Origin of the sequence: Micromonospora sp. NPDC002389, from assembly GCF_040296095.1 — a bacterium.
GTDB lineage: Bacteria > Actinomycetota > Actinomycetes > Mycobacteriales > Micromonosporaceae > Micromonospora.
The window spans coordinates 232,155-259,067 of sequence record NZ_JBEOWP010000010.1; the positions used below are offsets into that span (position 1 = coordinate 232,155).

Genomic DNA, 26,913 nt, shown 5'->3' on the forward strand with positions numbered 1-26,913 from the left:
GGCCCCTCGTCGTCCCGGTCGCCCGTACGGCCGTCGACCCGCGACAGGGGCTGACTCGTGTCTGAATGGATCCTGCTCGGAATAGGCCTGTTGCTCACCGTGGGCACCGGCATGTTCGTGGCGTCCGAATTCGCCCTGGTCAATCTGGACCGGGGGGAGCTCGAGGCGCGTCAGTCCCGGGGTGAGAAGCGGCTCGGTCCGACGATCGCCGCCCTCAAGATCACCTCGACGCACCTGTCCAGCGCGCAACTCGGCATCTCGTTGACCACCCTGCTCACCGGTTACACCTTCGAGCCCGCGGTCAGCTCGCTGTTGGCCGAACCGCTCGGCGCGGTCGGCGTACCGGACGGGGCGGTGACCGCCGTCGGCGCGGTCGTCGGCATCCTGCTGGCGACGCTCTTCTCGATGGTGATCGGTGAGCTGGTGCCGAAGAACTTCGCGCTGGCCGTGCCGTTGCAGACGGCGAAGTTCGTGGTGCCGTTCCAGGCGCTGTTCACCACCGTGCTCAAGCCGGTGATCCTGCTGTTCAACAACACCGCCAACGCGGTGATCCGGGCCTTCGGCATCGAGCCGAAGGAGGAGCTGTCCGGTGCCCGCAGCGCCGAGGAGCTCAGCTCGCTGCTGCGCCACTCGGCCCGGGCCGGCGTGCTCGACCCGGACCACGCCACGCTGCTCGACCGCACGCTGCGCTTCTCCGCGCACGACGCGTCCGACGTGATGACGCCGCGGGTCCGGATGACGGCGGTCGACGCCGCCGCCACCGCCGACGAGATCATCGAGCGGGCCACCGCCACCGGCCTGTCCCGGTTCCCGGTGATCGGCCGGGACGTCGACGACATCGTCGGGGTGCTGCACGTCAAGCGCGCCTTCGCGATCCCGCCGGCCGAGCGCGCCGGGGTGCGGGCGCAGGACCTCGTCGTCGAGCCGGCGCGGATCCCCGAGACCATGCACCTCGACGTGCTGCTGCCGACCCTGCGCGGCGGCGGCCTGCAGTTCGCGGTCGTCTACGACGAGCACGGCGGCACCGCCGGGATCGTCACCCTGGAGGACCTGGTCGAGGAGATCATCGGCGATCTGGAGGACGAGCACGACCGGGCCCGCACCGTCATGCGGCGCCGGGGCCGCTCGGTCTACTTCGACGCCTCGCTACGGCCGGACGAGATCTTCGAACGGGCCCGCATCGTGGTCCCCGAGGACGAGGAGTACGACACCGTCGCCGGCTTCGTCACCGCCCACCTCGGCCGGTTCCCCACGGTCGGTGACGAGGTGGCCATCGAGGGCGGTGTGCTCCGGGTCGAACACCTCAACGGCGTGCAGGCCGACCGGCTGCGCTTCGTGCCCACCGAGACCACCGGCGGCTCCGGCGGAGACCGCCGGGTCGACGACCGCCAGGAAGGGGCGATCCGATGAGCGCCTACCTGCCCGGCATCATCTGGCTGTTCATCCTGCTGGTGGTCAACGCGTTCTTCGTCGGCGCCGAGTTCGCGGTGATCTCCGCCCGGCGGTCCCAGATCGAGCCCAAGGCGCAGGCCGGCAGCCGCGCGGCGCAGACCACGCTCTGGGCCATGGAGCACGCCACCCTGATGCTGGCCACCAGTCAGCTCGGTATCACGGTGTGCTCGCTACTCATCCTGAACGTCTCCGAACCGGCGATCCACCACCTGCTGGAGATCCCGCTGGCGAACACCCCGTTGTCGCCCAGCATGGTCTCGGTGCTCGCGTTCGTCGTGGCGCTGGTGCTGGTCACCTTCCTGCACGTGGTGTTCGGTGAGATGGTGCCGAAGAACATCTCGTTCTCGGTGCCGACCCGGGCGGCGCTGATTCTCGCCCCGCCGCTGGTGCTGGTCGCGCGGATCTTCAACCCGATCATCTGGACCCTGAACGGGATCGCCAACGGTGTCCTGAGACTGTTCCGGGTGACCCCGAAGGACGAGGCCACGAGCACGTACACGCTCGACGAGGTGGCCACCATCGTGGCGCAGTCGACCCGCGAGGGAGTGCTCGTCGACGGCAACGGTGCCCTCACCGCGGCCGTCGAGTTCACCGGCAAGACCGTCGGTGACGTGGAGGTGCCGTTGGTGGACCTGGTGATGCTGCCGGCGACGGTGACACCCGCCGCGATCCAGCAGGCGGTGGCCGCGCACGGCTACTCCCGCTACCTGCTCACCACGGACGGGGAGCCCAGCGGGTACCTGCACATCAAGGACGTCATGGACCTGACCGGCGACGCCTGGACCAGCCCGGTCCCGGCCAAGCGGGTCCGCCGGCTCGCGTCGGTGCGGCGCGACAGCGAGTTGGAGGACGCCCTGGCCGCGCTCCGCCGCAGCGGTGCCCACGTGGCCCGGGTCCTCGACTCCGACGGCGGCTCGACCGGCGTCATCTTCCTGGAGGACATCGTCGAGGAGCTCATCGGCGAGGTCCAGGACGTGACCACCCGCTGACCTGACCGGTCTCCCCGGCGCGGAGCACCCGACTGCGCGCCGGGGAGGACCGGCCGTCACCGCGCTCTCACCACCGGCGACCCCGGGAAAACTCAGGGTCGCCGGTGGTCGCTGATGCGTGGTGGCTGCTCACGACCGCCGGGTAGCGTCATCGGGGTGCTCGCCACGAGCACGTCCACGCGCGTCATCCGGGGGGAGCAACCACGTGGAATCCGTCGGTGCCGCCGGTCGAGGGCAGGCCACGGACGAGTTGGCTCCGGTCGTCACGCAGGGTCCCGACCCGGTCACCGCAGAGCGGATCCGGGACGGGCTGTCGGTCGCCGAGGTGGCCGAGCGGGTCGCCGCCGGAGGAGTCAACGACCTGCCGCCGACCACCAGCCGCAGTCTCTGGCAGATCGTCCGGGCCAACCTGTTCACCAGGATCAACGCCATCATCGGCGTGCTGTTCGCCATCATCGTGGTGGTCGGCCCGCTCCAGGACGCCCTCTTCGGCGGCGTGATCATCGCGAACACCCTGATCGGCATCATTCAGGAGGTCCGCGCCAAGCGCACGCTGGACCGGCTGGCGATCGTCGGCGAGGCCCGCCCCCGGGTCCGCCGTGGCGGCCGGACCGTCGACCTGACCTCGTCCGAACTGGTCCTCGACGACGTGATCGAGCTGGGCGCTGGCGACAAGATCGTGGTGGACGGGCGGCTGGCCGCCGTGGACGGCCTGGAGGTCGACGAGTCGCTGCTCACCGGCGAGGCGGACCCGGTGGTCAAGGCACCCGGCGACAACGTGCTCTCCGGCAGCTTCGTGGTGGCCGGCAGTGGCGTCTTCACCGCCACCCGGGTCGGCCGAGACGCGTACGCGGCGCAGATCGCCGAGGAGGCCAAGCGCTTCACGCTCGTCGACTCCGAGCTGCGCAGCGGCATCGACCGGATCCTGCGTTTCGTCACCTGGGCGATCGTCCCCGCCGGCATCGCGCTGATCATCAGCCAGTTGCTGGTCAACCGGGACGACCTGCCCGAGGCGGTCCGCCGGATGGTGGCCGGGCTGGTGCCGATGGTCCCCGAGGGCCTGGTGCTGCTCACCTCGGTCGCCTTCGCGGTCGGCGTGATCCGGCTCGGCAAACGGCAGTGCCTGGTGCAGGAGCTGCCGGCCATCGAGGGCCTGGCCCGGGTCGACGTGGTGTGCCTGGACAAGACCGGCACGCTCACCGAGGCGACGATGGACGTGGCGGAGATCCGGCCGCTGACGCCCGACGTACCGGTGGAGACGGTGCTCGGCGCGCTCGGCCTCGTTGACGAGCGCCCCAACGCCAGCATGCGGGCGATCGTCGAGCGGTGTCCCGCCCCGGCCGGCTGGAGCGTACGCGAGACGGCACCGTTCTCCTCGGCGCGCAAGTGGAGCGGTGCGACGCTCGTCGAGCCGTCCGGCCGCACCGGCACCTGGCTGGTCGGTGCGCCGGAGATGCTGCTCACCGAGCACCCGGCGTTGACCGAGGCGGACACCTACGGCCGGCAGGGCCTGCGGGTGCTGCTGCTCGCCCGATACTCGCGCCCGCTCACCGAGGCGTTGGCGGAACCGACGGCGGTGCCACAGGCCACCGTGCCGGTCGCGCTCGTCGTGCTCCGGCAGCGGGTCCGCCCGGAGGCGTCGGACACCCTGCGCTTCTTCGCCGACCAGGGCGTCGCCGCGAAGGTCATCTCGGGCGACAACGCGGTCTCGGTCGGCGCGGTGGCCCGCAGCGTGGACGTGCCGGGCGCCGCCGAGCCGGTGGACGCCCGGACCCTCTCCACCGACCCGCAGGTGCTGGCGAGCACCGTGGAGACCCACTCCGTGTTCGGTCGGGTCGGCCCGCAGCAGAAGCGCGCCATGGTGGGCGCCCTCCAGTCCCGGGGGCACACCGTGGCCATGACCGGCGACGGCGTCAACGACGTGCTCGCGCTCAAGGACGCCGACATCGGCATCTCGATGGGCTCCGGCAGCGCGGCGGCCCGGGGCGTCTCCCAGATCGTGCTGCTCGACAACAACTTCTCCGCGCTGCCCTCGGTGGTGGCCGAGGGCCGCCGGGTGATCGGCAACATCGAGCGGGTCGCCAACCTCTTCCTGACCAAGACGGTCTACTCGGTGCTGCTCGCGATCATCGTGGTGCTCGCGTCCGTGCCGTACCCGTTCCTGCCCCGGCACCTGACCCTCATCGGGTCGCTCACCATCGGCATCCCGGCGTTCGTGCTGGCGCTGGCGCCGAACGTGGAACGCGCCCGGCCCGACTTCGTCCGCCGGGTGCTGCGGTTCGCGGTCCCGGGCGGCGTCCTCGCCGCCGCCGCCACCATCGGCGCGTACGCGTACGCCCGCGCGCACTACGGCGGCGACCTCGCCGCGGAGACGTCGGTCGCCACGCTGACGCTGTTCGTCGTGGCGCTCTGGGCGTTGTCCATCATCGCCCGGCCGTACACCTGGTGGCGGATCCTGCTGGTGCTGGGCATGGGCCTGGCCTTCGCCACGGTGCTGGTGGTGCCCGCCCTCCAGGAGTTCTTCCAGCTCCGGCTGGTCGGCGTCCAGGCCCCGTTGACCGGAGCCGCCGTCGCCCTCGGCGCGGGCCTGCTGATGGAGGCCGTCTGGGCGGTCACCCGCCGCCGGGCGGCGACACCACCGTCCGCCCCGACCGACTGACCACCCGACCGGGCCGGCCTTCTGCGGAGTCCCGACGACGCGGAGCCCGGCACCCCCCGAGGGGTGCCGGGCTCCGGTGTGGGTGGGCGCTACTTGAGGGTGAAGGTCTGCTTCGGGTTGAACACGCAGATCCAGCTCATCATCGGGGCACCCGCCGAGTGGCCCTCGACGTCCAGGCACCGGTCGGTGTCCCGGTTGAACAGGGAGCGGCGGCCGTTGGACTCGATCCACTCCCACTTCTGCGCGGGGTTGCCGCTGCAGAGGGCGACCTGCACCGGAGTGCCGTCCTTCCGCTCACCCCAGGCGACGTCGAGGCAGAGGCCGTTGGCCCGGACGCTGCCGTCGGACCGGAAGGTCCACCACTGCGACTGCGTCTCCCGGCACCGTTCCAGCTTGGCGCGCACGCCGTCGCTGGTGCCGGCGGTGACGCAGAGCCCGGTCTCCATGCCGACGAGCTGCTTCGCCCCGGACGGACGGGTCGGCGGCTTCGCCACCGGCGTCTCGTCCCGGGTCCGCGACGGCGAGGCGGAGGGGCGCGGCGACGGGCTGTCCGGGTCGGCGTCCGGCGACGACGAGCCGGAGGACTCCGGGGACGGGCTGCCGCTCGTCGACGGGCTGCCGGTCGGGGAGGGGGAGACCGACGGGGCCGGACTCGTCGTGCGTACCTTCACCGCGAGCCGGCTGTCCAACTCGTAGTACTCGGTGTGCTCGCGGACCGTGCGCAGGAACGCCTGGGTCGTACGGTCCAGCTCACCACCGGTCTGCCGCACCGACGCCGGCCCGCCGCGGTACGCGGCCAACGCCAGCAGGTACGGGTCGCCCTCGATGCCGGCGAGTTCGGTCCGCATCGCGCACATCGTGGCGCCCAGCGCCGGGATGGCCACCCGAGGCTCCCAGACCGAGGCGGCGGTCGGGCCGTACTCCTGCCACACATCCGGCAGGAACTGGGCGATGCCGCGCCGGCCGTCCGCGCCGAGCAGGTTCGGGTCGAACCCGGACAACGCCATCACCTGGGCGGCGACCGCTGCGGGCGGCACCTGCGGGCAGATCGTGCCGGCACGGACGACGAGCCGGACGAGGTCGGCCGGGACCGCCTTCGGTGGCTGCCGGTCGGGGCTCGGCCCGGACTCGTCGGACCGGCCGAACGCGGGCAGCCTGTCGTAGTACGCCGAGTAGCCGCTGACCCGGTCGACGTACTCGACCGCCGACGGCGGGATGCCGCCGCTGTCCCGGACGTCGTCGAGCCCGGTGTGGTACGCGGCCAGCGACAGCCGCCACGCGTCCCCGTCGACCCGGGACACCCTGATGTGTCCACTGAGGTCACACATGTGGTGGGCGAGTGCCATCACGTTCGCCGTGGTGTCCGAACGCCGCGCGTTCGGCCACGGTGCCCAGGACCGCCACGCGTCGGAGTCGAGCCCCGCGATGCCCTCGCCGCCGGAGGCGGTACCGGTGGCGGTGGTGCGCATCCCCGACTCGGCCATGAGCTGGCCGGCTAGCCGGGACGGGGTCAGGACGGGACAGGACCGGGCGGCGGCCTGGATCGCGGTCAGGTGTTCGTCGGAGACGGGACGGCCGGTCGGCTCGTCCTTGTCCGACGCCACACCCCAACCGACGGCGGCGGCCACCGCGCACAACGCGGCCAGGCCGGCGATGCCACCGGCGACCGCGCGACGCGAGAACGTGCCCAGCCGGGGCCGGGCGGAGGGGCGTACGGGCTCCACGGGTCTTCCCTTCCGGTGCTGACGTCACCGCCCTCGACGCGTGCGCGGCGCGCTCCGTTCAGCGCGGGCGGCACGATCCCGGTCGGTTTCTCGCCACCCGTCGGGCCCGGTACGCCCACCGCCGCAGCAGGGGCGGCGGGACGTCCCCCGACGGGGACTCCGGGGCGCCCCCGTCCGAAGGGCGGGCCGTGACCCGGCCGGGTCGGTGACCCCGAGGTGATCGGGGACTACCGATGTCCCGATCGGGCTGGCAGGCTCTGGGCACCGTGCGGCGGGGCGGGTCGGGGTCCCCGTCCCCGCGCCACGGCCGACCGGCAACCGCTGCCGGCCGGGACGGCTCGGCCGGAGGGGAACCAGGGGTGCGACGACTGCGGCGGGTCGCCGTCTCGGGTCTCGGCACGTTCGTGCTGACCGTGCTCCTGCCGGCCGGTCCGGCCCAGGCCGCCGCCCCGACGCCGTTCCAGCCAGGGGCGCCGCTGACGCAGGCCGCAGGTGTGTTCGGCGCGGTCATCCTGTTCGCCCTCGCGGTGGCGGTGCTGCGCGGTCGCTCCCGCCCGACCCCGGCACCCGGCCCCGACCCGGCCCCCGACCCGTCGATGTCGGCCGGATCGCCACCGACGATCACCCTGCTGACCCCGTCCGCGTCGGCTGCGGTGCCGACGCTCGCCGATCGCTTCTCGCCGCTGCACACCGGGACGCTGCCGGCCCGCACCGCCGTCCTGTCCCGCCCGAGCGGACCCGCCGCCGCGCCGAGGCCGGGCGCACGTTCCCGGCCGCCGGTCGAGCGGACCGCGCCGGGTCGGTCGACCCTGGTCGACCCGTACGCGCTGACCGCCGAGGTCCGGCTCGACGGCCGGACGGTCACGGTGTCCCTCGACGGTGCCCGCACCGATCGACCCGGCCCGCCGCACACCTGGTACGCCGAGTCCGGGACGTTCTCCTCGGCGACCCTTCCGCTCCTGCTCGGCGAGGCGTCCGGTCGCTGGCTCCAGGTCGACCTGACCCGCTGTCCGGACGCGCTGACCGTCGGCGGTCCGCCGCCGGAGCAGCGGTGGTACGCGTTGCGTCTGGTCCGGCAGGTCATCGACGCCGGTGGTCAGGTCACCGTGGTGGGCGACCTGACCGACGACCGTCTGCCGGCCCAGTGCCACCGGGTCGCGGACGTCTACGACCCACGGCTGCCGTACGCCTCCGGCATCGTGCTCGCCGCCGGGCTGGACCGACGTGCCGTCCAGGTGGCCCGGCAGGTGAGCGTCTGCGGCGGACCCGTGCCGGTCCTGCTCGGTGACGCCGTGCCGACGCGCTGGTCGATCCGGATCAGCCCGACCGGATAGGAACCGACCGGCGACAGCGGGGGAGACCGGCCCGGGCCGGCGTGGCATGCCGGTCCGGGGCGGGTGCCGCGCTACGCCTGCGGTCGGGCGGACTCGCGCAGCGCCCAGGCGACCGCCGCCACCGCCACCGGTGACAGCCAGCCCAGCCCGGCGGCCACGGCCCGTACGGCGCCGAGCAGGTCAGCCGGCTCGTGGTGCCCGTACACCAGGCAGCCCTTGAACGGCGCCCGGAGCATGGTGCTGATCGTGCGGTGCTCGGTGGCGGCGGTCAACGCGATCACCGGCGACCGCCGGGCCAGCGCCCGCACCAGGTCGGTGCCCTCGGGGGCGGTGATCCGATCGTCGAGCAGCGTCACGGTGGGCCGCATCCGGTCGGCGAGTGCCACCGCCTCACCGGCGTCGCCGGTGAGGGCGACCACCCGGATCCGTTCCCCGGTGTCGAGCACGGTACGGATCATCGACCGCTCGCCCGGGTGCGGATGCGCGACCAACACCCTGATCGTCGGCGCGGTCCGACCGACCGCGCGTACCTGCGGACTAGCCATCACGCCGAAGCCGCGCCTGGGCTGATACGGCTGCCATCCGGTCCCCGCTCCCGTCGGTGTCGGGCGGTGCGACGTCACCACCGCCCACACAACGGAGCCGGAGCGCGCCGCGTTCAGCCCGTCACCGATTCGGCGTACCGTCCGGGCCCGACCAGCGCACCACCGCCTCGGTCCGGTTGGTCACGCGCAGCTTGGCGAAGATGTGGTTGAGGTGGTTCTTCACGGTCTTCTCGGTGAGCAGCAGGCGTCGGGCGATCGCCGCGTTCGAGTGTCCGGCGCAGAGCAGTTCGACCACCTCCTGTTCCCGACGGGTGAGTCCGAACTCCTGCCGCATCCGGCGGATCTGCTCGGCCCGGCCCACCGTGTCGCGCTCCCGGTTCGCCTGTTCGCGCAGCACCGCGATGGTCACCGAGGCGCCCCGGGGAGAGAGCCAGCCCTGGCCGGCGGCCACCGCGTGGACGGCGCGCAGCAGCTCCGCCGGGTCGAACTCGCCGTGCACGAGGTAACCGCTGGCACCGCCGCGCAGCATGCCGGCGATCAGCTCGTCGTCGGAGTCGCTCGTCAACACCAGCACCGACGTCTGCTGGGCGAGCTGGTGCACGACGCTGAGCCCGTCGGCGATCGGCATGCGGTGGTCGAGCAGGGTCACGGTCGGCCGTAGCCGGGTGGCCACGGTCACCGCGGTGCGCCCGTCCGGGGCCTCACCGACCACCCGGACGTCCTCCGCGCTGGAGAGGTAGCCACGGATGGCGGTCCGGACGATCGGGTTGTCGTCGACGATCAGCACGTCGATCATCGGGAGGCCACCTGACGGGCGCGGCCGGACTCCGGCACCGGGCCGGACAGTGGCACCCGTGCCACCACCCGGGTGCCCAGCCCGACGCGGGACTCGACGCGCAGGGTGCCACCGACGGCGTGGGCCCGCTCCGCCATGCCGACGATGCCGAAACTGCCCGCGCCGGAGAGGTCGGTCAGATCCCCGGGCATCGGGAAACCCCTGCCGTCGTCGGTGATGGTGAGTTCCACATGTGCCTCCGAGCGGTGGAGTACTACCTGGACCAGCGTCGCCTCTGCGTGCCGGGTCACGTTCTGCAACGCCTCGCTGAGGATCTGGGCGAGTTCGTAGCGGGCTGCCACGGGAGGCTCGACCGCGTGCGCGATCACCTGGACCGGGACGTCACTGCGCGTCGACCAATCCGCGCAGATGCTCCTCACGTTATCCGGGAAGGGCCGGTCCGGCAGGTCGCGGCGCAGGCCGGCGAGCAGGTCACGGGCCTCTCGTACGGCCGCGTCGGCGCCCTCGGAGACGGTGCCGGCGAGTTGCTCGGCCAGGTCCGGTTGCCGACGGAGCAGACCGGGCAGCGCCACCGCGGCGAAGGAGACACCGCGCAGCGTCTTGGCCACCGAGTCGTGCAGCTCCCGGGCGAGCCGGGCCCGTTCCGAGGCGGCGGCGGACCGCTGGGCGGCGGTCACCGTCGTCACCGTCGCCTCGATGTAGCGGGCGAGCGCGGCGGTGGCGACCGCCGCCCCGAACCCGCAGACGATGTTGATCATCGGGAAGGCGAGCATGAACGGCGCGGCGACCGAGGTGCCGGCCACGCCGCCGTCGGCCCGGAGCAGTTGTGTCGCGACGGCGAAGCCGAGCACCGCGTTGACGGTCCAGAGCGGCAGTCCGTGTGTACCCAGCAGCGCGCCGGTGAGGGCGGCGTGGCCGGCCGCGTAGCAGAAGAAGCCGATTCCCCCGCCGCTGACCACCAGCACGCTGATCATCAGGGCGGCGTCCAGCGCGAGGAAGCTCATCCGCCACCGGATCGCGGTCGGCCACTTGCTCAGCACGGTGACCTGCACCGCGGTGGTGGCGGCGATCAACCCGAGCGTGTGCACCGCCGCCCAGGCGTCGTCCACCAACCGCAGTCCCACTCCGACGGCGGCGATGGTCACGACGAGCCGGCCGAGCAGGACTGCCCGACAGAGAGCGGCGTATGCGACGAACCGGCTCATCCGTTGCCGTCAGCTGATGGTGACTTTGTCGATGTCGGGCGCCGACTTGTCACTCCAGAGGCGCACCGCGACCCGTCCGGCCGGGACCGAGGCGTCGAACTGGACGCTGCGCGGCGAGTCCCAGGCCGTGCCGGTGACGGCGAAGGTGTGCTGGCTGGCGTCGTTGATGGAGACTCGCAGCTCCCGTGGCCCGTCCACTGTGTAGTGCACGGTGACGGTCCGGCGACCGGCGGACGGGACGTCGAAGTAGACGGTGAGGTCGCCCAGGTAACGCACCCGGGCGCCGCCGTCGCAGGACGAACAGGTGGCGACCTGGGCGCCACCGCCGAGCGTGTTGCCCGGGGCCTCGGCCTGCACGGTGAGCGGCCGGAACCGCTCGGTCTCGGTGGTCGTGCTGGGGCTCGCGGTCGGGCCGGGGTCCCGGCTCGTCGCGCCGGTCGCCGGTGTTCGCGACGGTTCGGCCTCCGGTGGCGGTGCGGCCGTGCCACCACCGCCCGGGCGCGGTGTCCCGCTCGGGCCCGGGCTCGGCGTCCGCTCCGACTCGGGCGGGACGGCGGGTCCTTCGGGCTGCTGACCGACCACGCTGGGCGGGGCGCTCGGCGGGGCGCTCTGGCTCTGCGTCGAATCCGACCGGCCGTCGTCGGTGGCGAGGATCAGCGGCGGGATCAGCACCGCGGCCAGCACCATGGCGCCGGCCAGGCTGCCGATCCCCGCCCAGAGGGGTACCCGCAGTGATGTCGACTCTGTCGAGGTGCCGAGGAACCGCTGGTCAGGACCGCTACTGTCCGGGGGCGGGTCAGACGGCACCGTGGAACCCCCTGAGTCGGGAGTCAGAAATCGGACGAGGGGCCCGCTTCTCCGTACACACGGCAGCGAATGTACACAACACCTATGTGTACTTGCCTCGGCAAGGGTCGCTGTTAGCTGACCGTGACTTTGTCAATATCGGGGGGTGGCGCGCTGTCGTGGTAGAGCGTTACGGCGGTGCGTCCGGCGGGTATCGACGCGGTGAACCGGAGGCTGCGCGGTGTCACCCAGCTACTGCCGGTGACGGTGAAGGTCTGCGGTGCGCCGCCGTTGACGACCACCTTGAGGTCACGAGTGCCGTCGGCCGTGTAACCCACCGTCACGGTGCGTGTCCCCGCGGCCGCCACGTCCAGATAGACGGTGAGCTGACCGAGGTAACGGACCCGGGCACCACCGTCGCAGGAGTCGCAGTAGGCGACCTCCGCGCCGCCGCTGCGCAGGTTGCCGGGCGCCTCGGCCTGGACCGTGACCGGCCGGAACTGCGCGGCCGGGCTCCGGCTCGGCGTCCTGCTCGGGGTGACCGCAGCGGACGTCGGCAGGATTGACGCCCCCGGCGTCGTGGTCGACGGGACGGGCCCGGCGCTGGTGCGGGTGCGGCCGGGCGACGGCGTGGCCGGGCCGCTGGTGGTGACCGACGGGGTGCTCTCCGGGGAGAGGCTCGGGACCGGTTCGTCCTCCGTGCCCAGAGGGAACAGGGTCGGCGGGTCGGACGGCGGGTCCGCCGGTGCCAGCGACGGCGTCTGGTCCAGCGCGCGGCTGCTCCCCTCCGGCGGCTCCGGCTGCCGGAAGGTGGACCACAGCACGATCACACCGAGACAGGCCAGGGCGGCAGCGCCGATCAACCGCCAGAGTCCGGGACCGGTCGGACCGGGTTGATCATCGCTTGCCGCAGACATGGCCACGACGGTAGACGCCGGGGCGGTGCCCGTTCCTGAGCCGAAAGACCCAGTCGGGCCCAGAGAAGGTCAGGACCGGGTGCCGGCGCCGGCCTGCTGGGCCCTGGACGGCCCTCGCCTGGGTCCTAAGCCTCATCTCCCGGGCCGCCGGGCGTGGTTAGCGTACCGCGACATTCGTCGCCGACGAACGGATCGAGACCTCGGAGGTTCCATGCCAACCCGCGACCTGCCCGCGTCCGGGCCGCGCCGCCGGCCGCGCTGGCGGTACTGGATGGTGGCGGTGACCCTCGCCGTCACCGCCGCGCTCACCTCCTGGACCGCGATGGGGCCGCTGCGGCTGACCGCTGGTGAGGAGACCCCGCTGTCCCAGGGCAAGCCCGCCACTGCCTCGTCCAGTGAGGGCGACCGCTGGTCCGCCGAGCGCGCGGTCGACGGCGACACCAAGTCCCGCTGGTCCAGCACGTTCACCGACCCGCAGTGGCTGGGGGTGAACCTGGGGGCACCGGCCCGGATCGACACCGTGGTTTTGAACTGGGAGTCCGCGTACGCCACCGAGTTCGAGATCCAGGTGTCCCCGGACGGGCTGGCTTGGACCTCGATCTACCGCACCAGCAGCGGCACCGGCGGCACCCAGCGCCTCGACGTGTCCGGCGAGGGCCAGTACGTGCGGATGTACGGCACGAAGCGGGCCACCGGATACGGCTACTCGCTGTGGGAGTTCCAGGTGTTCGGGGCGTTGACCGGCGCGGGCGCGACCCCCGCCGCCCCGCAGACATCGGGCGCCGCCTCCGGCACGCCCAGCGCGTCGGGCACCCCGGGATCGAGCAGCCCGAGCCAGTCCCACCCGGCCGGCCACGGCAACGGGGCGACCGGCGCGCCGAGCCCCGGCGACTACGTGCTCGCCGAGCGGCCGGTCACCGGTGTGACGCCGTCGACGGCGAACCCGCCCCGCCGCGACCACCGCGAGTTCCAGGCCAACTGCGCGGTCAGCCACCGGCTGGAGGACGACCCGATCGTCTTCTTCAACCGGCCCGGGGCGTCGCACGACCACACCTTCATGGGCAACACCACGACCAACGCGGCGAGCACCATGCAGTCGCTGCCGAGGGGCGCGACCACCTGCCGGGTGCCGGGCGACAAGTCGGGCTACTGGATGCCGACGCTGCTCAACGGCAACACGCCGATCGTGCCGCAGGGCCCGCAGGTCATCTACTACAAGAGCGGCGTACGCGACTACACCAGCGTCCGTCCGTTCCCGCCCGGCCTGCGGTTCCTCGTCGGCAGCCCGATGACCACCGCCGCGCAGTTCGAGTCCTCGCCGGCCTACCAGAAGGGCTGGGAGTGCGGGAACAGCTACGACAACGTGGACTTCCCGGCGAACTGCCCCGCAGGTACCCAGCTCAACGTCCGGATGCAGGCGCCGAGCTGCTGGGACGGGCGGCACCTGGACACCCCCGACCACGTCAGCCACATCGTGTACCCGGTCAACGGTGTCTGCCCGACCAGCCACCCGGTCGCAGTGCCGATGATCGAGTTCAAGATGGCCTGGCCGGTCAGCGGTGACATGTCGCAGGTGCGCCTCTCCAGCGGACGGGGCTACTCGTTCCACTACGACTTCTACAACGTGTGGGACACGCCCACCCTGGCCGCGCTGGTGAAGCACTGCATCAACGCCGGTCGCCAGTGCGACAGCCGGGGCTTCGACCAGTTCGAGCCCGGTGCCGGCGCGGCTCTCGACGAGCAGTACCAGGTGCCCGGCAGCCGTACCGTCCTGAGCCGGTCCGGCTGGACCGCCACCGCCTCGGGCGGCGGCGCGGACACCCCGGCGCGGATGCTCGACGGTGACACCAACACCCGGTGGACCTCCGGTGCGCCGATGACCAACGGACAGTCGTTCACCGTGGACATGCGGTCGGTCCGTACGGTCAGTGGGATCTCGCTGCTCTCCACCGGTGCCGACCACGCCCGGGGCTACCAGGTGTTCCTCTCCACCGACGGGAGGAACTGGGGCAGTCCGGTCGCCAGCGGCAAGGGCTTCACGAACCAGACCCTGGTCGACTTCCCGGCCCGGGACGCCCGCCACGTGCGGGTGGTGCAGACCGGCTCGGCCAGCAACTGGTGGTCGGTGGCGGAGTTCACCGTCTTCTCCGGCTGACCTCTCACCCCGCACGACGAGGCGGCGTGGCCCGGACCGGGCCACGCCGCCTCGCGCTGTCCGGCGCGCACTCCCCGCTGGACGGTTGACTGGTTTTCGTCAATATGATAATTGACCATCTCATTCGGATGGTGGCTCTCCTCCGCGCCGCCGACAGTTGACTCTCGGTGATTTTCCGGCGACGTCTAGCGAAAGCCAGATCCACGTTGGATAATAGCCGGGCGTCAGTCGCCCAGCATTGCCAATTCGGGCTGTGCCGCCGGTGGAGGGACAATTCCGTGAAGCGTGACCAGTCACCTGTGCTACCTGGCGACGGTGCCACGGACTACGCACGTTATATGCGTACGGAGGCGTTGCTCGGGTTGCAGCGGTCCCCGGCGGAGATGATCCACCGCGACGAACTGCTGTTCCAGGTGGTGCACCAGTCCACCGAGCTGTGGCTGAAGCTGGCGGCGGCGGAGCTGGTCGAGTCGGTGGCTCGGGTGGACGCCGGTGAGTTGGTGGCGGCCGAGGCGTTGCTCGGCCGGGCCATCCTCGGTGTCCGGCTGGTCACCGACCAGATGGAGATGCTCCGGTACCTCTCACCAGCGGATTTCCAGGCCATGCAGCCCGCGCTGGGTAACGGCTCCGGTGCCGAGTCGCCGGGATGGCGACAGGTCCAGACCCTCAGCCGGCGGCTCGGCCGGGCCTTCCACGACCATCTCGACGCCCGGGGCCTCGCCCCGTCGTCGCTGCCCGACCTGGACCCGACGGACCCGACGCACCGGTTGGCCGAGGCCATGGTGGAGTGGGACGAACGGGTGTCCTCGTGGCGGGTGCGGCACTACCAGGTGGCGCTGCGGATCGGTGGCCACCCTCCGGCCGGCACTCCGGGCAGCCCGGCGAACATGCTCGCCAAGCTTGTCGGGCACCGATTCTTCCCGGAATTGTGGCAGGTGCGCCTGCACACCCCCGACGCGGAATCCGCCGCTCTGCACTGACGTTTCCTCGGCCCTCGGCCGACCCGATTGCGATCCTCTTCGGAATGTCGAGGTGCGGTTTCGTGCGCGAATTGACGGGCTGGTCGGCGGGCGCCGCCGATCCCGATGAATTTCCCTACGACCAGGTGGTCGACGCATTTCACCGGGTCGGCAAACATTTCGTCGACAAGGAACTGCTCGCCCGGCTGGACGAGGCGCGCGCGAGGGTGACCGGGCACGACGAGTCGGCCCGGCGGCTGCGCGACTTCCTCGACGTCGCGCTGGACAAGTGGGACGGCCGCTACGACTACCGCAGCTACCTCGCGCTGCGGCTGCTCCGGCTGCCCGACGGGACCGACGATCCGCCGCCCGACACCGGGGCCGACGCCCGGCGGGCCCGGGACCGGCTCGTCGTCCGGCTGGTCGCCGACGCGGTCTCCTTCGAACTGTCGGCCGCCGCCAAGGTCACCGGACTGCTGCCGGAGCAGCGCCCGGGGCGGGCGGTGGTGGCCAAGCGTTGCCGGCTCGGTGTCCGCGCCGCCCTGCCCGCCCTGGGCCGCCTCGGCCTGAGCACGACGATCGACGACGCCACGCCCGCGACCGCCGCCACCACGCTGTCCGCCGTCGCCGCCGGCCTGGACACCACCGGCGACCCGTCGCTGCGGCTGAGCATGCTGCCGGTCCACGTCACCCACGACGAATACCTGTTCATCCGGGTGCTCCAGGCCTACGAGTGCGTCTTCGCCGGGGTCGCCGACGAACTCCGGGACGTGGTCGCCGCCCTGGGCACCGGGCCGCCCGCCTCGGCGGTCGACCGACTCGGATACGCCCGCGACCTGCTCGGCACCGCCGGCACGTTGTTCTCGCTGCTGGCCACCATGCAGCCCGCCGCGTTCCAGACGTTCCGGCAGTACACCGAGGGCGCCAGCGCCATCCAGTCCCGGTCCTACAAGCTCGTGGAGTCGCTCTGCCGTACGCCCGCACCGGACCGGCTGGACTCGGTGGCCTACCGGTCCGTGCCGGAGGTCCGCGCCCGGGTGGTGGACGGCCAGCCGACCGTCGACGAGGCGTACCGTCGCGCGGTCCACGAGGGGCGGCTGGACGAACCGTCGCGCCGCCTGCTGGAGGTCGGCATGGGCAGGTTCGCCGAGGCCCTGGCGCAGTGGCGGCGGACCCACTACGGGGTGGCGGTGCGGATGCTGGGCCGCCGTCCCGGCACCGGCTACACCGAGGGCACCCCCTACCTGGCGGCGGTACGCGACCTGCCGGTCTTCGACGCCGTCGGCCCGTACCCGTCTCGTCCGACCGGAGGTCGTCCCGCGTGAACCCCGCCGAACCCCCGCCCGGCGCCGAGACGCCCGGCTGCCTCGACCCGGCCGTGCACGCGGCGCTGCGCGCCGAGTTCCCGCTGCTGGACACCTGCGTCTACCTGAACAACAACTCCACCGGCGCGGTGCCGGCCGGTGCCGAGCGGGTGCTGCACGACTACTGGGACACGCTGCGCACCTGGCGCGACGACGCCTGGCAGGACTGGCACGTCGGCCTCGACCGGTACGCCGACTCGGTGGCCGCCCTGCTCGGCGCGCCACCGAACAGCGTGGTGACCGACGCCAACCTGACTACGTTGCTGGCCCGCCTGGCCTCCTGCTTCGACTACCGTCCGCCCCGCGACCGGGTGGTCGTCACCGACCTGGAGTTCCCGACGGTCCCGTTCGTCTTCCGGGCGTTCGGCCGCTACGGCGCCCGGCTCGACGTGGTCGGCACCGGCGGACCGGACCTCGACCAGGACGCCCTGGAGGCCCGCCTGGACGAGCGGACCCTGTTGGTGTGCGTCCCGCACGCCGCCTTCACCTCCGGCGCCACCGTGGACCTGCCCCGGCTGGTGGCGGCGGCCCACCGGGTCGGCGCGCTGGTGGTGGTGGACGCCTTCCAGACCGTCGGGGTGGTGCCGCTGGACGTCACCGCGCTGGGCGTCGATGCCGTCCTCGGCGGCGCGCACAAGTGGCTCTGCGGAGTCGGCACCGCCTTCCTCTACGTCCGGCCCGACCTGGTGCCGCACCTGGAACCGGCGGCGACCGGCTGGCAGGCCGGCGACCGGGCGTTGACCTTCCGTGTCTCCACCGGCTGGGCACCCGGCGCGCGCCGGTTCGCCGGTGGCACGCCGTACCCGCTGACCTCGCTGGTCTCCCAGGTCGGGCTGGACCTGCTGGCCGGGGTCGGCGTACCGGCGATCCGTCGGCACTCGCTCGCCCTCACCCAGCGGGTCCTGGACCGCGCCGCGCAGGCCGGCATCGCGGTGGTCAGCCCGACCGCCGCGCACCGGCGCGCGGGCGTGGTGTGCCTGGACGTGCCCGACGGCGAGGCGGTCAAGCGACGGCTGGCCGCGCAGCAGCTGATCTGTGGTTGGCGCGGCTACCTGCGGGTCGGTCCGCACGCCTACAACACCCTCGACGAGATCGACGCGTTCATGGACGCGTTGGGCAAGGAGTCGGGTCGATGACCGTCACGCTCTCCCCGCGCGCGTTGATGAGCCTGCTCGCCAACGGGCCCAAGGCGATGGACGTGCTGGAGACGGCGCTCACGCTCGGGCTGCTCGACGAGCTGGAACCCGGTCCGGTCCGGCTCGACGCCCTGGCCGACGGCCTGAAGGTACGCCCGCTGCGGCTGTACAAGTTCCTCGACTGCCTGGAGAGTCTCGGCTTCCTCGTCCGGGAGGAGTCGGGCGACGACATCGGCGCCACCCGCTACCGGTCGGTGCCCGGACTGCGCGCGGCGGTCGAGGCGGTGGTCGGCGCGGACGCGCTCGAACGGGACCGGGACCGCTACCCGTGGCGGCTGCTGCACGGGCGGCTCGCCGACAGCCTGCGGGGCGAGGTCAGCATGGGCGACGACGACTTCGCCTGGCCGCCGAAGACCGACGAACAGACCGCCGACTTCGAACGCAGCATGGCCGTCGGGCTGGGACCGGTGGTCGAGGCGGTCCGGCAGCACGCCGACCGGCTCTGGTCGGGCCGACGTCGGCTGCTGGACGTGGGCGGTGGCGACGGCACCCTGGCCGCGCACGTCCTGGACACCGCGCCGAAGCTGTACGCCGACGTCTACAACCTGCCCGCGGTGGCACCGCTGGTGGACCGCACCCGCGTCGCCCGGGGCCACCCGGACCGGCTCGGTTTCGTCGGCGGTGACTTCCTCACCGAGGAACTGCCCTCCGGCTACGACGCGATGTCCTTCGTCCGGGTGCTGCACGACTGGCCCAACGAGGTGGCCCGGCACCTCGTGACCCAGGCGTACGCGGCCCTGGAACCGGGTGGCCTGCTGCTGATCTGCGAGGAGTTCCGCACCCCCGACCGGCTGGCCATGCAGTTCTTCTGGAGCTACTTCCTGATCGGCGTCGACACCTGCGTGAGCCGGCTGCGTGAGGCCGAGTACTACACCGCGTTGCTCGCCGAAAGCGGCTTCACCGAGGTGACCGTCCTGCCCGGCACCTGGGAGTTGGTGACCGCCCGGAAACCGACCGTGCAGGGCTGACCGTCATCCGTCGGCGTCGGGGTGGGCGATGCATTCCCTCTCGTACGACAATCGGCTTCGCACACCATTTGACGAACGATTCGCGGAATCATCCCCCGCTGCCGGGCGGGCCCGCCGAGGGCGGCCGTGATTGTGCTCACGACCGGCACCCCGCAAGCGCGGGGAAGTGCCTTTGATCTCCCTATGCTGGCCAGGTGATCGCCCGATCCCGTCCGCCCCGCGCGGCGAGGCGGGCAGGTGGCGGGTGCCTTGCGCGAGGCGAGGGAGGAAGTGGCGAGCGATGACCAGCTCCACACGGATCTGGGACGGGCTGTCGATTCCCGCCCCCGGCACCTACCGGCTCGATCCGGCGCACAAGCGGATCGGGTTCCTCGCCCGACACATGATGGTCAGCCCGGTGCGGGGCGAGTTCCGGGACGCCACCGCGCAGATTGTCGTGGCCGATGATCCGCTTGGATCGACGATCGAGGCGACCATTCAAGCGGGCAGTATCGATACGGGGAGTACGGATCGGGACACGCACCTGCGCAGCGCCGATTTCCTCGATGTGGAGACGTTTCCCACCCTCGAGTACCGCAGTACCGGAATTGCGCGACTGGAGAAGACCGATCCGATCTTCTACTGGGCGAAGCTCAGGAACCACCGCCTCGGCCGACGACCTGCCCCGGAGGAGTCGGCCCGGCAGGCGAGCCCGGCGACCGCCCGGTTCGTGCTCGCCGGTGAGTTGACCGTCAAGGGGATCACCCGCCCCGTCGACCTCCAGGTCGAGTTCGGCGGTGCCCGGCGCGACCCGTACGGGCAGGACATCTTCGGTTTCAGCGCGACGGCCGAGATCGACCGCGAGGACTACGGCCTGGTCTGGAACGTGGTCCTGGAGAGCGGTGGGGTGCTGGTCGGCAAGAGCGTCCGCATCGAGATCGCCGGTGAGGCGATCCGGCAGGCGTAGCCTTCACGCCGCGTTCACCGCAGATTGACGGTGGATACGCATCCATTGATCGCGATGTCTGCGACAATCCGTCTGTCCCTGCCATCCCGTCAGGTGGGACCCCCGCCCACCGTGGCAGGTGACAGTCAGGAGTCGCCCAGTGGCTCACATCCGTACCGCCGCCCTCGGCGCGGTGGCCGCCGTCGCCCTGTCCCTCGTCGTGGCCCCGTCGCCGGCCGGCGCCACCCCGCCCAACATCCCGTCACACAGCACGGCGGTGAGCCGGCTCGGCGCGCTCACCGTGGCCGCCGAGTCGCACCAGTCCAGCTACAGCCGGGACCTCTTCCCGCACTGGATCACCATCACCGGCACCTGCAACACCCGGGAGCAGGTCCTCAAGCGGGACGGCAGCAACGTGGTCGTCGACGCCAACTGCTATCCGACCTCCGGGTCCTGGTACAGCCCGTACGACGGGGTGACCCGGACGAACCCGGCCGACATCTCCATCGACCACGTCGTGCCGCTGGCCGAGGCGTGGCGCTCCGGGGCCTGGTCCTGGACCACCGCCCGGCGACAGACCTACGCCAACGACCTGGGCGGTCCGGAGTTGTGGGCGGTCACCGGCAGCGTCAACTCGTCGAAGGGCGACCGGGACCCGGCGGCGTGGAAGCCGCCGCGAGCGGCCTTCCACTGCACCTATGCGCGCGCCTGGATCCAGGTGAAGTGGTACTACGGCCTCTCCGTCGACAGCGCCGAGAAGTCCGCGCTGGCCGGCATGCTCAACACCTGCTGACCTGGATGTAAGGAAGGGACCCCTACTAACGCCTCGTGTATAGGAAGGGTCCCTTCCTTGCATCCGAACGGTCGCTTCGCGGTCAGAAACTGAATCCCGTTACCATTACTGCTGATCCACGGAGGGGGGCGGGGTGCAGGGCGTACTCACCGGTTTCGCCGTCATCGCCACCGTGATCGCGATCGGCTACCTGGTGGGGCGCATCGGGTTGCTGGGGCCGGAGGGGCCTGCCGTACTCTCCCGGGTCTCGTTCTTCGTCGCGACGCCCGCGCTGCTCTTCGAGACCGTCTCCCGCGCCGACGTGTCCACCGTCTTCTCGTCGGCCCTGCTCGTCACGCTGATCAGCACCACCGTCGTCGTGGCGATCTTCGCGGCCGTCGCGATGCTGTGGTGGCGACGATCAGCGGCCGAGGCGACGATCGGCGCCCTCGCCGCCTCGTACGTCAACGCGGGCAACATCGGCATCCCGATCGCGGTCTACGTGCTCGGTGACGCCGCGCTCGTCGCGCCGGTGCTGATGTTCCAGGTGGTCGTGATGGCGCCCCTGGCGTTCGCGGTGCTGGAGTCGTCGGCGGTGCGGGAGTCGTCGGCGGCGCGCGAGCGTCGGTCGGTGGTCCGGGCGGCGGTCCGGCCACTGCTGAACCCGATCACCGTCGCCTGCGGCCTGGGGGTGGCCGTGAGCGTCGCCGGCTGGTCGCCGCCGGAACCGGTGATGCGGCCGGTGGAACTGGTCGCCGCGATGGCGGTGCCCGCCGCACTGCTGGCCTACGGTCTGTCCCTGCGTGGGGCTGCGCCGCCCGGCTCCGGCGACACCGCGTGGGACGTCCGGCTCGCCGTGGTGCTCAAGACGCTGGTCCACCCGGCGGTCGCCTACCTGGTGGCCCGCTACGGCCTTGGGCTGTCCGCGCCGCTGGTGCTGGCCTGCACGGTCACTGCGGCCCTGCCCGCGGCGCAGAACGTCTTCGTGTATGCCGTCCGCTACGGCCGGGGCGTCGTGCTGGCCCGCGACGCGATCCTCCTGTCGACCGCGGCCGCCGTCCCCGTGCTGATCGCGGTGGCGCTGCTCGCCGGCTGACCCGCCGGCCCGGCCCCGAAAGCAATTCGCATCCTTTTCGACGTCCCACCCCAGGGGGCGTGTCGGTCGGAGCGCGCGCGGAGACGCCTCACTGGCCGCTCATGGGGGCGGCCGGGAGGCCTTGCCGAAATGGTTTTCGGGGCGCACGCTGTCGGCGGACAGTGATATCTGTCGATCACCTGTCGGGTCGACACACACCGCGTCGACCTCGCGCCGGTGCCGCTTCCGCCGGTGCCGGCACACCACCCGCCCCCGTCCCGTCCCCGTCGACTGGAGACCGCGATGCGACGACGACCCGTTGTCCGCACCCTGGCCGCCGGCTGCGCCGCCGCGCTGGCCGCGACCCTGGCCCTCACCGCACCCGCCACGGCCGCCAACCCCGTCATCACCACCGTCTACACCGCCGACCCCGCACCACTCGTGGTCGGCAACACGCTGTACGTCTACGCCGGGCGCGACGAGGCACCGGTGGGCACCAACAACTTCGTCATGCGCGAGTGGCACGTGCTCTCCACCACCGACGCGGCGAACTGGACCCACCACGGCGCCCGGGCCGGCATCGGCACCTTCGGCTGGGCCGGCGCCGACGCCTGGGCCAGCGAGGTGGAGCACCGCAACGGCCGGTACTACTGGTACACCTCGGTCAACGGCAACGGCCCCGGCTGGATGAACATCGGCGTGGCGGTGGCCGACAGCCCGCTCGGCCCGTTCACCGACGCCAAGGGCGGGCCGCTGATCAGCGACAGCACCCCGAACTCCTCGCCGCTGAACATCGACCCCACCGTCTTCGTCGACGACGACGGCCAGGCGTATCTGTACTGGGGCGGCTACTGGGGAGCCCGGGCGGTCCGGCTGGCCAGCAACATGATCGACACGGTGGGCTCGGTGGTCACCCCGCAGGGGCTGACCCACTTCTGGGAGGCCCCGTTCTTGTTCAAGCGCAACGGCCTCTATTACATGATCTACGCGGCGAACGACACCCAGGGCTGCGTCACCTCGTCGAGCTACGCCTGCCAGCGCTACGCCACCGCCACCAACCCGATGGGCCCGTGGACCCACCGGGGCGTCGTTCTCGGCCAAGTCTCCTCGACCACCAACCACGCGGGCGTGGCCCAGCTCAACGGCCAGTGGTACATGGTGTACCACAACGCCAACGCACCCGGCGGCGGCAACTTCCGACGCTCGGTCGCGGTGGACCGGATGTACTTCAACGCCGACGGCACCATCCAGCCGGTGGTGCAGACCACCACCGGGCCACCGCCCAACCCCGGCGGCGTCGCGCCGCCGACCGGCACCAACCTGGCCCCCGACGCCACCGCCTCCACCTCGCACGTCTCCGCCTGGGAGAGCCTGGCCGCGATCAACAACGGCGGGGTACCGGCCGGTTCCGCCGACCGCAGCAACCTGGCCTACGGCAACTGGCCCCAGCAGGGCACCCAGTGGATCGAGTACCGCTGGCCGACCGCGCAGAACATCAACCGCACCGCCACCTACTGGTTCGACGACAACCAGGGCCTCGACCTGCCCGCCTCCTGTCAGGTGCAGTACTGGAACGGCAGCGCGTACGTCGACGTGCCGAACCAGTCGACCTGCCCGGTGGCCGGTGACACCTACAACGTCACCACGTTCAGCCCGGTCAGCACCACACGGCTCCGGCTGAACATCACCTCCCGTACCGGCTCCTCCACCGGAGTCCTGGAATGGATGGCGTTCCAGTCATGAACAGAACCCAGCCCGTACGCGCGAGCCTGGCCGCGATCGTCACCGCGACCCTGATGGCCGGCACCCTGGTGGTCACCGGCGGGCCGGCGCTCGCCGACCAGACCATCGGCTATCCCACCTTCTCCGGGCCGGCCGTGCCGGCCCCGCCGGTCGGCTACGCCACCGGCAACACCATGCGGGCCATCTACGACGCCGAGAGCACCGGCACCGACTTCTGGATCGACCGGCTGCTGGCCCGCCCGGGCAACGACCCGGCCGGCCCCTGGCTGATGACCCGGGGACGCGGCCTGTTCATGTACACCCACAACCCATCGGTGATCGGCTTCGGCGGCAACACCGCCTACTGGGACAACATCAGCAGCCAGGGCGCCTACACCGTCACGGTCGGCTCGGGCACCCTCACCGAGCAGGTGGCGCAGCGCTGGCAGGCGCCCAGCCACTGGCGCAGCGTGCACACCGGCGGCTCGCTGCGCGTCGACGTCACCAAGTTCATCACCCGGCAGAACGTCGCGGTGACCAACCTGACCGTCACCAACACCGGCTCGACCAGCAGCACCGTGCCACTGCGGGTCACCTCCCCGTACGCCACCACGGGCAGCGGCAGCGAGCTGACCGGCAGCCGGCAGGTGAAGAACAACCTCACCACCATCCGGCCCCGGCTCTCCGCCGACGGGTTCACCGTCAGCAGCGGCGGCCTGAGCCGGTCGGTGACCCTCGCCGCCGGGCAGAGCGTCACCACGAAGGTGCAGTTGGGCGTGCTCACCGACGAGATCCCCGAGTCGTCGACCGAGTACACCAGTTACCGCACCGCCACCCCGGCCAGCGCGTTCGCCACCCACGTACGCGAGTACCACCGCTGGTGGGCGGAGAACGTGCCCTACATCGACGTGCCCGACCCGGCGATCAAGAAGAACATCTACTACCGCTGGTGGCTGATGCGCTTCAACCACCTGGACGTCGAACTCCCCGGCCAGGACTTCCAGTTCCCCACCTCGATCGAAGGGGTGACCGGCTACAACAACGCCATCGTGCTGACCCAGCCGATGCACGTCGACGACCTGAAGTACCTCCGCGACCCGACCTACTCGTACGGGCCGTGGCTGTCGGTCGGGCAGTCCTCGGCCAACGGCCGGTACGTGGACAACCCCGGTGACCCGGAGAACTGGTCGAACAGCTACACCCAGTACCTGTCCGAGGCGGGCTGGCGGGCGTACCAACTGCACGGCGGGCAGCCGGCGATGCTGCACAACTTCGCCCGCTACGCCGAGATGGACGTCAAGGGCCAACTTGCCACCTACGACACCAACAACAACGGGGTGATCGAGTACGACTGGGGTGCGATGACCGGCAACGACGCCGACGCGGTGTCGTTCCACTGGCGCTCCGGCAACCTGGACCGGGCCGAGGGCGCGTACGTCTACAGCAACGCCCTGGCCGCCGCCCAGGCGTACACGGCGCTCGGCAACACGGCCAAGGCCACCGAGATGCAGACCTTGGCCAACCGGGTCCGGGACGGCATCGTCAACGTGCTGTGGAACCCGAGCCGACGACTGCTGGAACACCGGCACGTCGCCATCAACACCCACGTGCCGTGGAAGGAGATCAACAACTACTACCCGTACGCCGTCGGGCTGATGCCGAACACCGCCACCTACCGGGAGGCGCTGCGGCTGTTCGACGACCCGGCCGAGTACCCGATCTTCCCCTTCTACACCGCCAACCAGCGGGACAAGGCCGCTGCGGCGGCGGCCGGCAACCCCGGCAGCAACAACTTCTCCACCATCAACTCCACCGTGCAGTTCCGGCTCTACTCCTCGGTGCTGCGCAACTACCCCAACCAGTGGATGACCGCCGAGCACTACAAGAAGCTGCTCTACTGGAACGTCTGGGCGCAGTACGTCAACGGCAACACCCAGTGGCCGGACGCCAACGAGTTCTGGTCCAACTGGAACGGCTCGTCGATCACCTACCGTTCCTGGATCCACCACAACATCCTGGGCAGCAGCAACTGGACGGTCGTCGAGGACGTCGCCGGGCTGCGCCCGCGCAACGACACCACCATCGAGCTGCACCCGATCCCGATCGGCTGGTCCCACTTCGCGGTCAACAACCTGCGCTACCGCAACGCCGACCTCAGCGTGGTGTGGGACGACCCGGCCGACGGGATCACCCGCTATCCGGGTGTCCCGCAGGGCTACTCGATCTATCTCAACGGCAACCGGGTGGCCACCGTGGACCGGCTGACCCAGGTGCTCTACAACCCGGCGACCGGGGCGGTCACCCTGCCGGCGGGTGGCACCACCACCTTCAGCGCCGCGTTCGCCGGGCTGCAACTGCCGCAGAACGTCAACCACACCGGTGCCCGGATGGTGGACATGTTCGCCAAGGCCGGCGTCGACCTGACCTCGACCACGCCGAACCTGGCCCAGGGCGCGACGACGTCGGCGTCGTACACGGCCTCGGGCACCTCCACCGGCGCGGCGGTCGACGGGTTCCCCACCAACGCGCCGATCTGGGGCAGCTCCGGGTCGTCGAACGCCACCGACTGGTACGAGGTCACCTTCGGCCAGACCCGGACCGTCGACGACGCCTGGCTGTACTTCCGGGACGACCGGGCCGGCAACCGCTACCGCGCACCGGCGTCCTACCAGGTCCAGTACCACAACGGCAGCACCTGGGTCGACGTCGCGAGCCAGGTGAGGACCCCGGCGGCGGCACGGGCCAACCACAACCGGGTCCGGTTCACCCCGGTCAGCACCCAGCGGATCCGGGTGCAGCTCACCCACGCCTCCGGCTTCCGCACCGGGCTGACCGAGCTGAAGCTGTACGCCCGGGGCGGTGGCCCGCCGCCGTCGGGCAACCTGGCCGGCGCGGCGACGCCGTCGGCGTCGTACACCTCGTCCTGGGAATCGGTGGCCGCGCTCAACGACGGCATCGACCCGCCGTCGTCGAACGACACCGCCAACCCGCGCTGGGGCACCTGGCCCGAGCAGGGACAGCAGTGGGCGGAGCTGACCTGGCCCGCCGCGCAGACCCTGAGCGCGGCGGAGGTGTACTTCTTCGACGACAACGGGGGAGTGCGGCTGCCGGCGTCGTGGCGGTTGCAGTACTGGACCGGCACCGCGTACGCCGACGTGCCGGGAGCCGCCGCGTACCCGATCGCGCTCCACCAGTACAACCGGGTCACGTTCCCGGCGGTGAGCACGGCCCGGTTGCGGGTGGTGTTGGAGAGCGGCGCCGGCTCGGTCGGACTGTTGGAGATCAAGGCGACCGGATGAACGGTCGATGACCGACGCGGCGGGCGGGTGCGACACCCGCCCGCCGCAGGGCGGGGGCCACTCGCGCTACG

The 26,913-nt window shown here is 71.7% G+C and carries 20 protein-coding genes; 14 read left to right on the forward strand and 6 right to left on the reverse strand.

Annotated features, from left to right (window positions below; all coding sequences use genetic code 11):
* Positions 1-57: 57 nt before the first annotated feature.
* The 3 genes from ABT008_RS20745 (at position 58) to ABT008_RS20755 (ending at position 5,100) form a co-directional block, all read left to right on the forward strand.
* Complete coding sequence (locus tag ABT008_RS20745) at positions 58-1,410, forward strand: hemolysin family protein (RefSeq protein WP_350697867.1); 1,353 nt, start codon at positions 58-60, stop codon at positions 1,408-1,410.
* Entirely contained in the window at positions 1,407-2,441 is a 1,035-nt protein-coding gene (locus ABT008_RS20750) for a hemolysin family protein (RefSeq protein WP_350697868.1), read from the forward strand. The genes ABT008_RS20745 and ABT008_RS20750 overlap by 4 nt, the downstream gene beginning before the upstream one ends.
* Before the next feature lie 205 nt (positions 2,442-2,646).
* Complete coding sequence (locus ABT008_RS20755) at positions 2,647-5,100, forward strand: HAD-IC family P-type ATPase (RefSeq protein ID WP_350697869.1); 2,454 nt, start codon at positions 2,647-2,649, stop codon at positions 5,098-5,100.
* Positions 5,101-5,189: 89 nt separating this feature from the next.
* Here ABT008_RS20755 and ABT008_RS20760 read toward each other — a convergent pair whose 3' ends face one another.
* The gene (locus tag ABT008_RS20760; RefSeq protein WP_350697870.1) at positions 5,190-6,824 is read right to left on the reverse strand and encodes a ricin-type beta-trefoil lectin domain protein; all 1,635 of its coding nucleotides are present in this window, start codon (positions 6,822-6,824) and stop codon (positions 5,190-5,192) included.
* Positions 6,825-7,183: 359 nt separating this feature from the next.
* Here ABT008_RS20760 and ABT008_RS20765 point away from each other — a divergent pair, with 359 nt between their 5' ends.
* Complete coding sequence (locus ABT008_RS20765; RefSeq protein WP_350697871.1) at positions 7,184-8,158, forward strand: hypothetical protein; 975 nt, start codon at positions 7,184-7,186, stop codon at positions 8,156-8,158.
* A 71-nt stretch (positions 8,159-8,229) separates the two neighbouring features.
* On the opposite strand, the gene ABT008_RS20770 is transcribed toward ABT008_RS20765, so the two are convergent.
* The 5 genes from ABT008_RS20770 to ABT008_RS20790 all read right to left on the reverse strand — a co-directional run bounded on the left by ABT008_RS20770 (position 8,230) and on the right by ABT008_RS20790 (position 12,407).
* A complete protein-coding gene (locus ABT008_RS20770; protein WP_350697872.1) occupies positions 8,230-8,703 on the reverse strand; it encodes a response regulator in 474 nt (157 codons plus the stop codon).
* Positions 8,704-8,824: 121 nt separating this feature from the next.
* A complete protein-coding gene (locus ABT008_RS20775; RefSeq protein WP_350697873.1) occupies positions 8,825-9,499 on the reverse strand; it encodes a response regulator in 675 nt (224 codons plus the stop codon).
* Positions 9,496-10,704, reverse strand: coding sequence for a sensor histidine kinase (locus tag ABT008_RS20780; RefSeq protein WP_350697874.1), 1,209 nt, complete (start codon positions 10,702-10,704; stop codon positions 9,496-9,498). Before ABT008_RS20780 ends, ABT008_RS20775 begins: the two co-directional genes overlap by 4 nt.
* A 9-nt stretch (positions 10,705-10,713) precedes the next feature.
* On the reverse strand, positions 10,714-11,511 hold the full coding sequence (locus ABT008_RS20785; RefSeq protein ID WP_350697875.1) for a carbohydrate-binding protein: 798 nt from the start codon (positions 11,509-11,511) through the stop codon (positions 10,714-10,716).
* 113 nt (positions 11,512-11,624) lie between these two features.
* Positions 11,625-12,407, reverse strand: a complete 783-nt coding sequence (locus ABT008_RS20790; RefSeq protein ID WP_350697876.1) for a hypothetical protein — start codon at positions 12,405-12,407, stop codon at positions 11,625-11,627.
* 211 nt (positions 12,408-12,618) lie between these two features.
* Here ABT008_RS20790 and ABT008_RS20795 point away from each other — a divergent pair, with 211 nt between their 5' ends.
* From ABT008_RS20795 to ABT008_RS20840, 10 genes are all read left to right on the forward strand, one after another.
* Positions 12,619-14,562: a DUF1996 domain-containing protein gene (locus ABT008_RS20795; protein WP_350697877.1), complete on the forward strand. Its 1,944-nt coding sequence runs from the start codon at positions 12,619-12,621 to the stop codon at positions 14,560-14,562.
* A gap of 278 nt (positions 14,563-14,840) precedes the next feature.
* Positions 14,841-15,542, forward strand: coding sequence for a tryptophan 2,3-dioxygenase family protein (locus ABT008_RS20800; protein ID WP_350697878.1), 702 nt, complete (start codon positions 14,841-14,843; stop codon positions 15,540-15,542).
* A 44-nt stretch (positions 15,543-15,586) separates the two neighbouring features.
* Positions 15,587-16,846: a tryptophan 2,3-dioxygenase family protein gene (locus ABT008_RS20805; RefSeq protein ID WP_350697879.1), complete on the forward strand. Its 1,260-nt coding sequence runs from the start codon at positions 15,587-15,589 to the stop codon at positions 16,844-16,846.
* Positions 16,843-18,021 (forward strand): aminotransferase class V-fold PLP-dependent enzyme, encoded by a 1,179-nt coding sequence (locus ABT008_RS20810; RefSeq protein WP_350697880.1) that lies wholly within the window; start codon positions 16,843-16,845, stop codon positions 18,019-18,021. The genes ABT008_RS20805 and ABT008_RS20810 overlap by 4 nt, the downstream gene beginning before the upstream one ends.
* On the forward strand, positions 18,018-19,049 hold the full coding sequence (locus tag ABT008_RS20815) for a methyltransferase (protein ID WP_350697881.1): 1,032 nt from the start codon (positions 18,018-18,020) through the stop codon (positions 19,047-19,049). The genes ABT008_RS20810 and ABT008_RS20815 overlap by 4 nt, the downstream gene beginning before the upstream one ends.
* Before the next feature lie 280 nt (positions 19,050-19,329).
* Positions 19,330-19,995: a YceI family protein gene (locus tag ABT008_RS20820; RefSeq protein WP_350697882.1), complete on the forward strand. Its 666-nt coding sequence runs from the start codon at positions 19,330-19,332 to the stop codon at positions 19,993-19,995.
* 139 nt (positions 19,996-20,134) lie between these two features.
* Positions 20,135-20,767: an HNH endonuclease family protein gene (locus ABT008_RS20825; protein WP_502890470.1), complete on the forward strand. Its 633-nt coding sequence runs from the start codon at positions 20,135-20,137 to the stop codon at positions 20,765-20,767.
* Between the two features lie 133 nt (positions 20,768-20,900).
* The gene (locus ABT008_RS20830) at positions 20,901-21,842 is read left to right on the forward strand and encodes an AEC family transporter (RefSeq protein WP_350697883.1); all 942 of its coding nucleotides are present in this window, start codon (positions 20,901-20,903) and stop codon (positions 21,840-21,842) included.
* Between the two features lie 282 nt (positions 21,843-22,124).
* Positions 22,125-23,564, forward strand: a complete 1,440-nt coding sequence (locus tag ABT008_RS20835; RefSeq protein WP_350697884.1) for a family 43 glycosylhydrolase — start codon at positions 22,125-22,127, stop codon at positions 23,562-23,564.
* Positions 23,561-26,842, forward strand: a complete 3,282-nt coding sequence (locus tag ABT008_RS20840) for a discoidin domain-containing protein (protein WP_350697885.1) — start codon at positions 23,561-23,563, stop codon at positions 26,840-26,842. The genes ABT008_RS20835 and ABT008_RS20840 overlap by 4 nt, the downstream gene beginning before the upstream one ends.
* Positions 26,843-26,913: the final 71 nt, after the last annotated feature.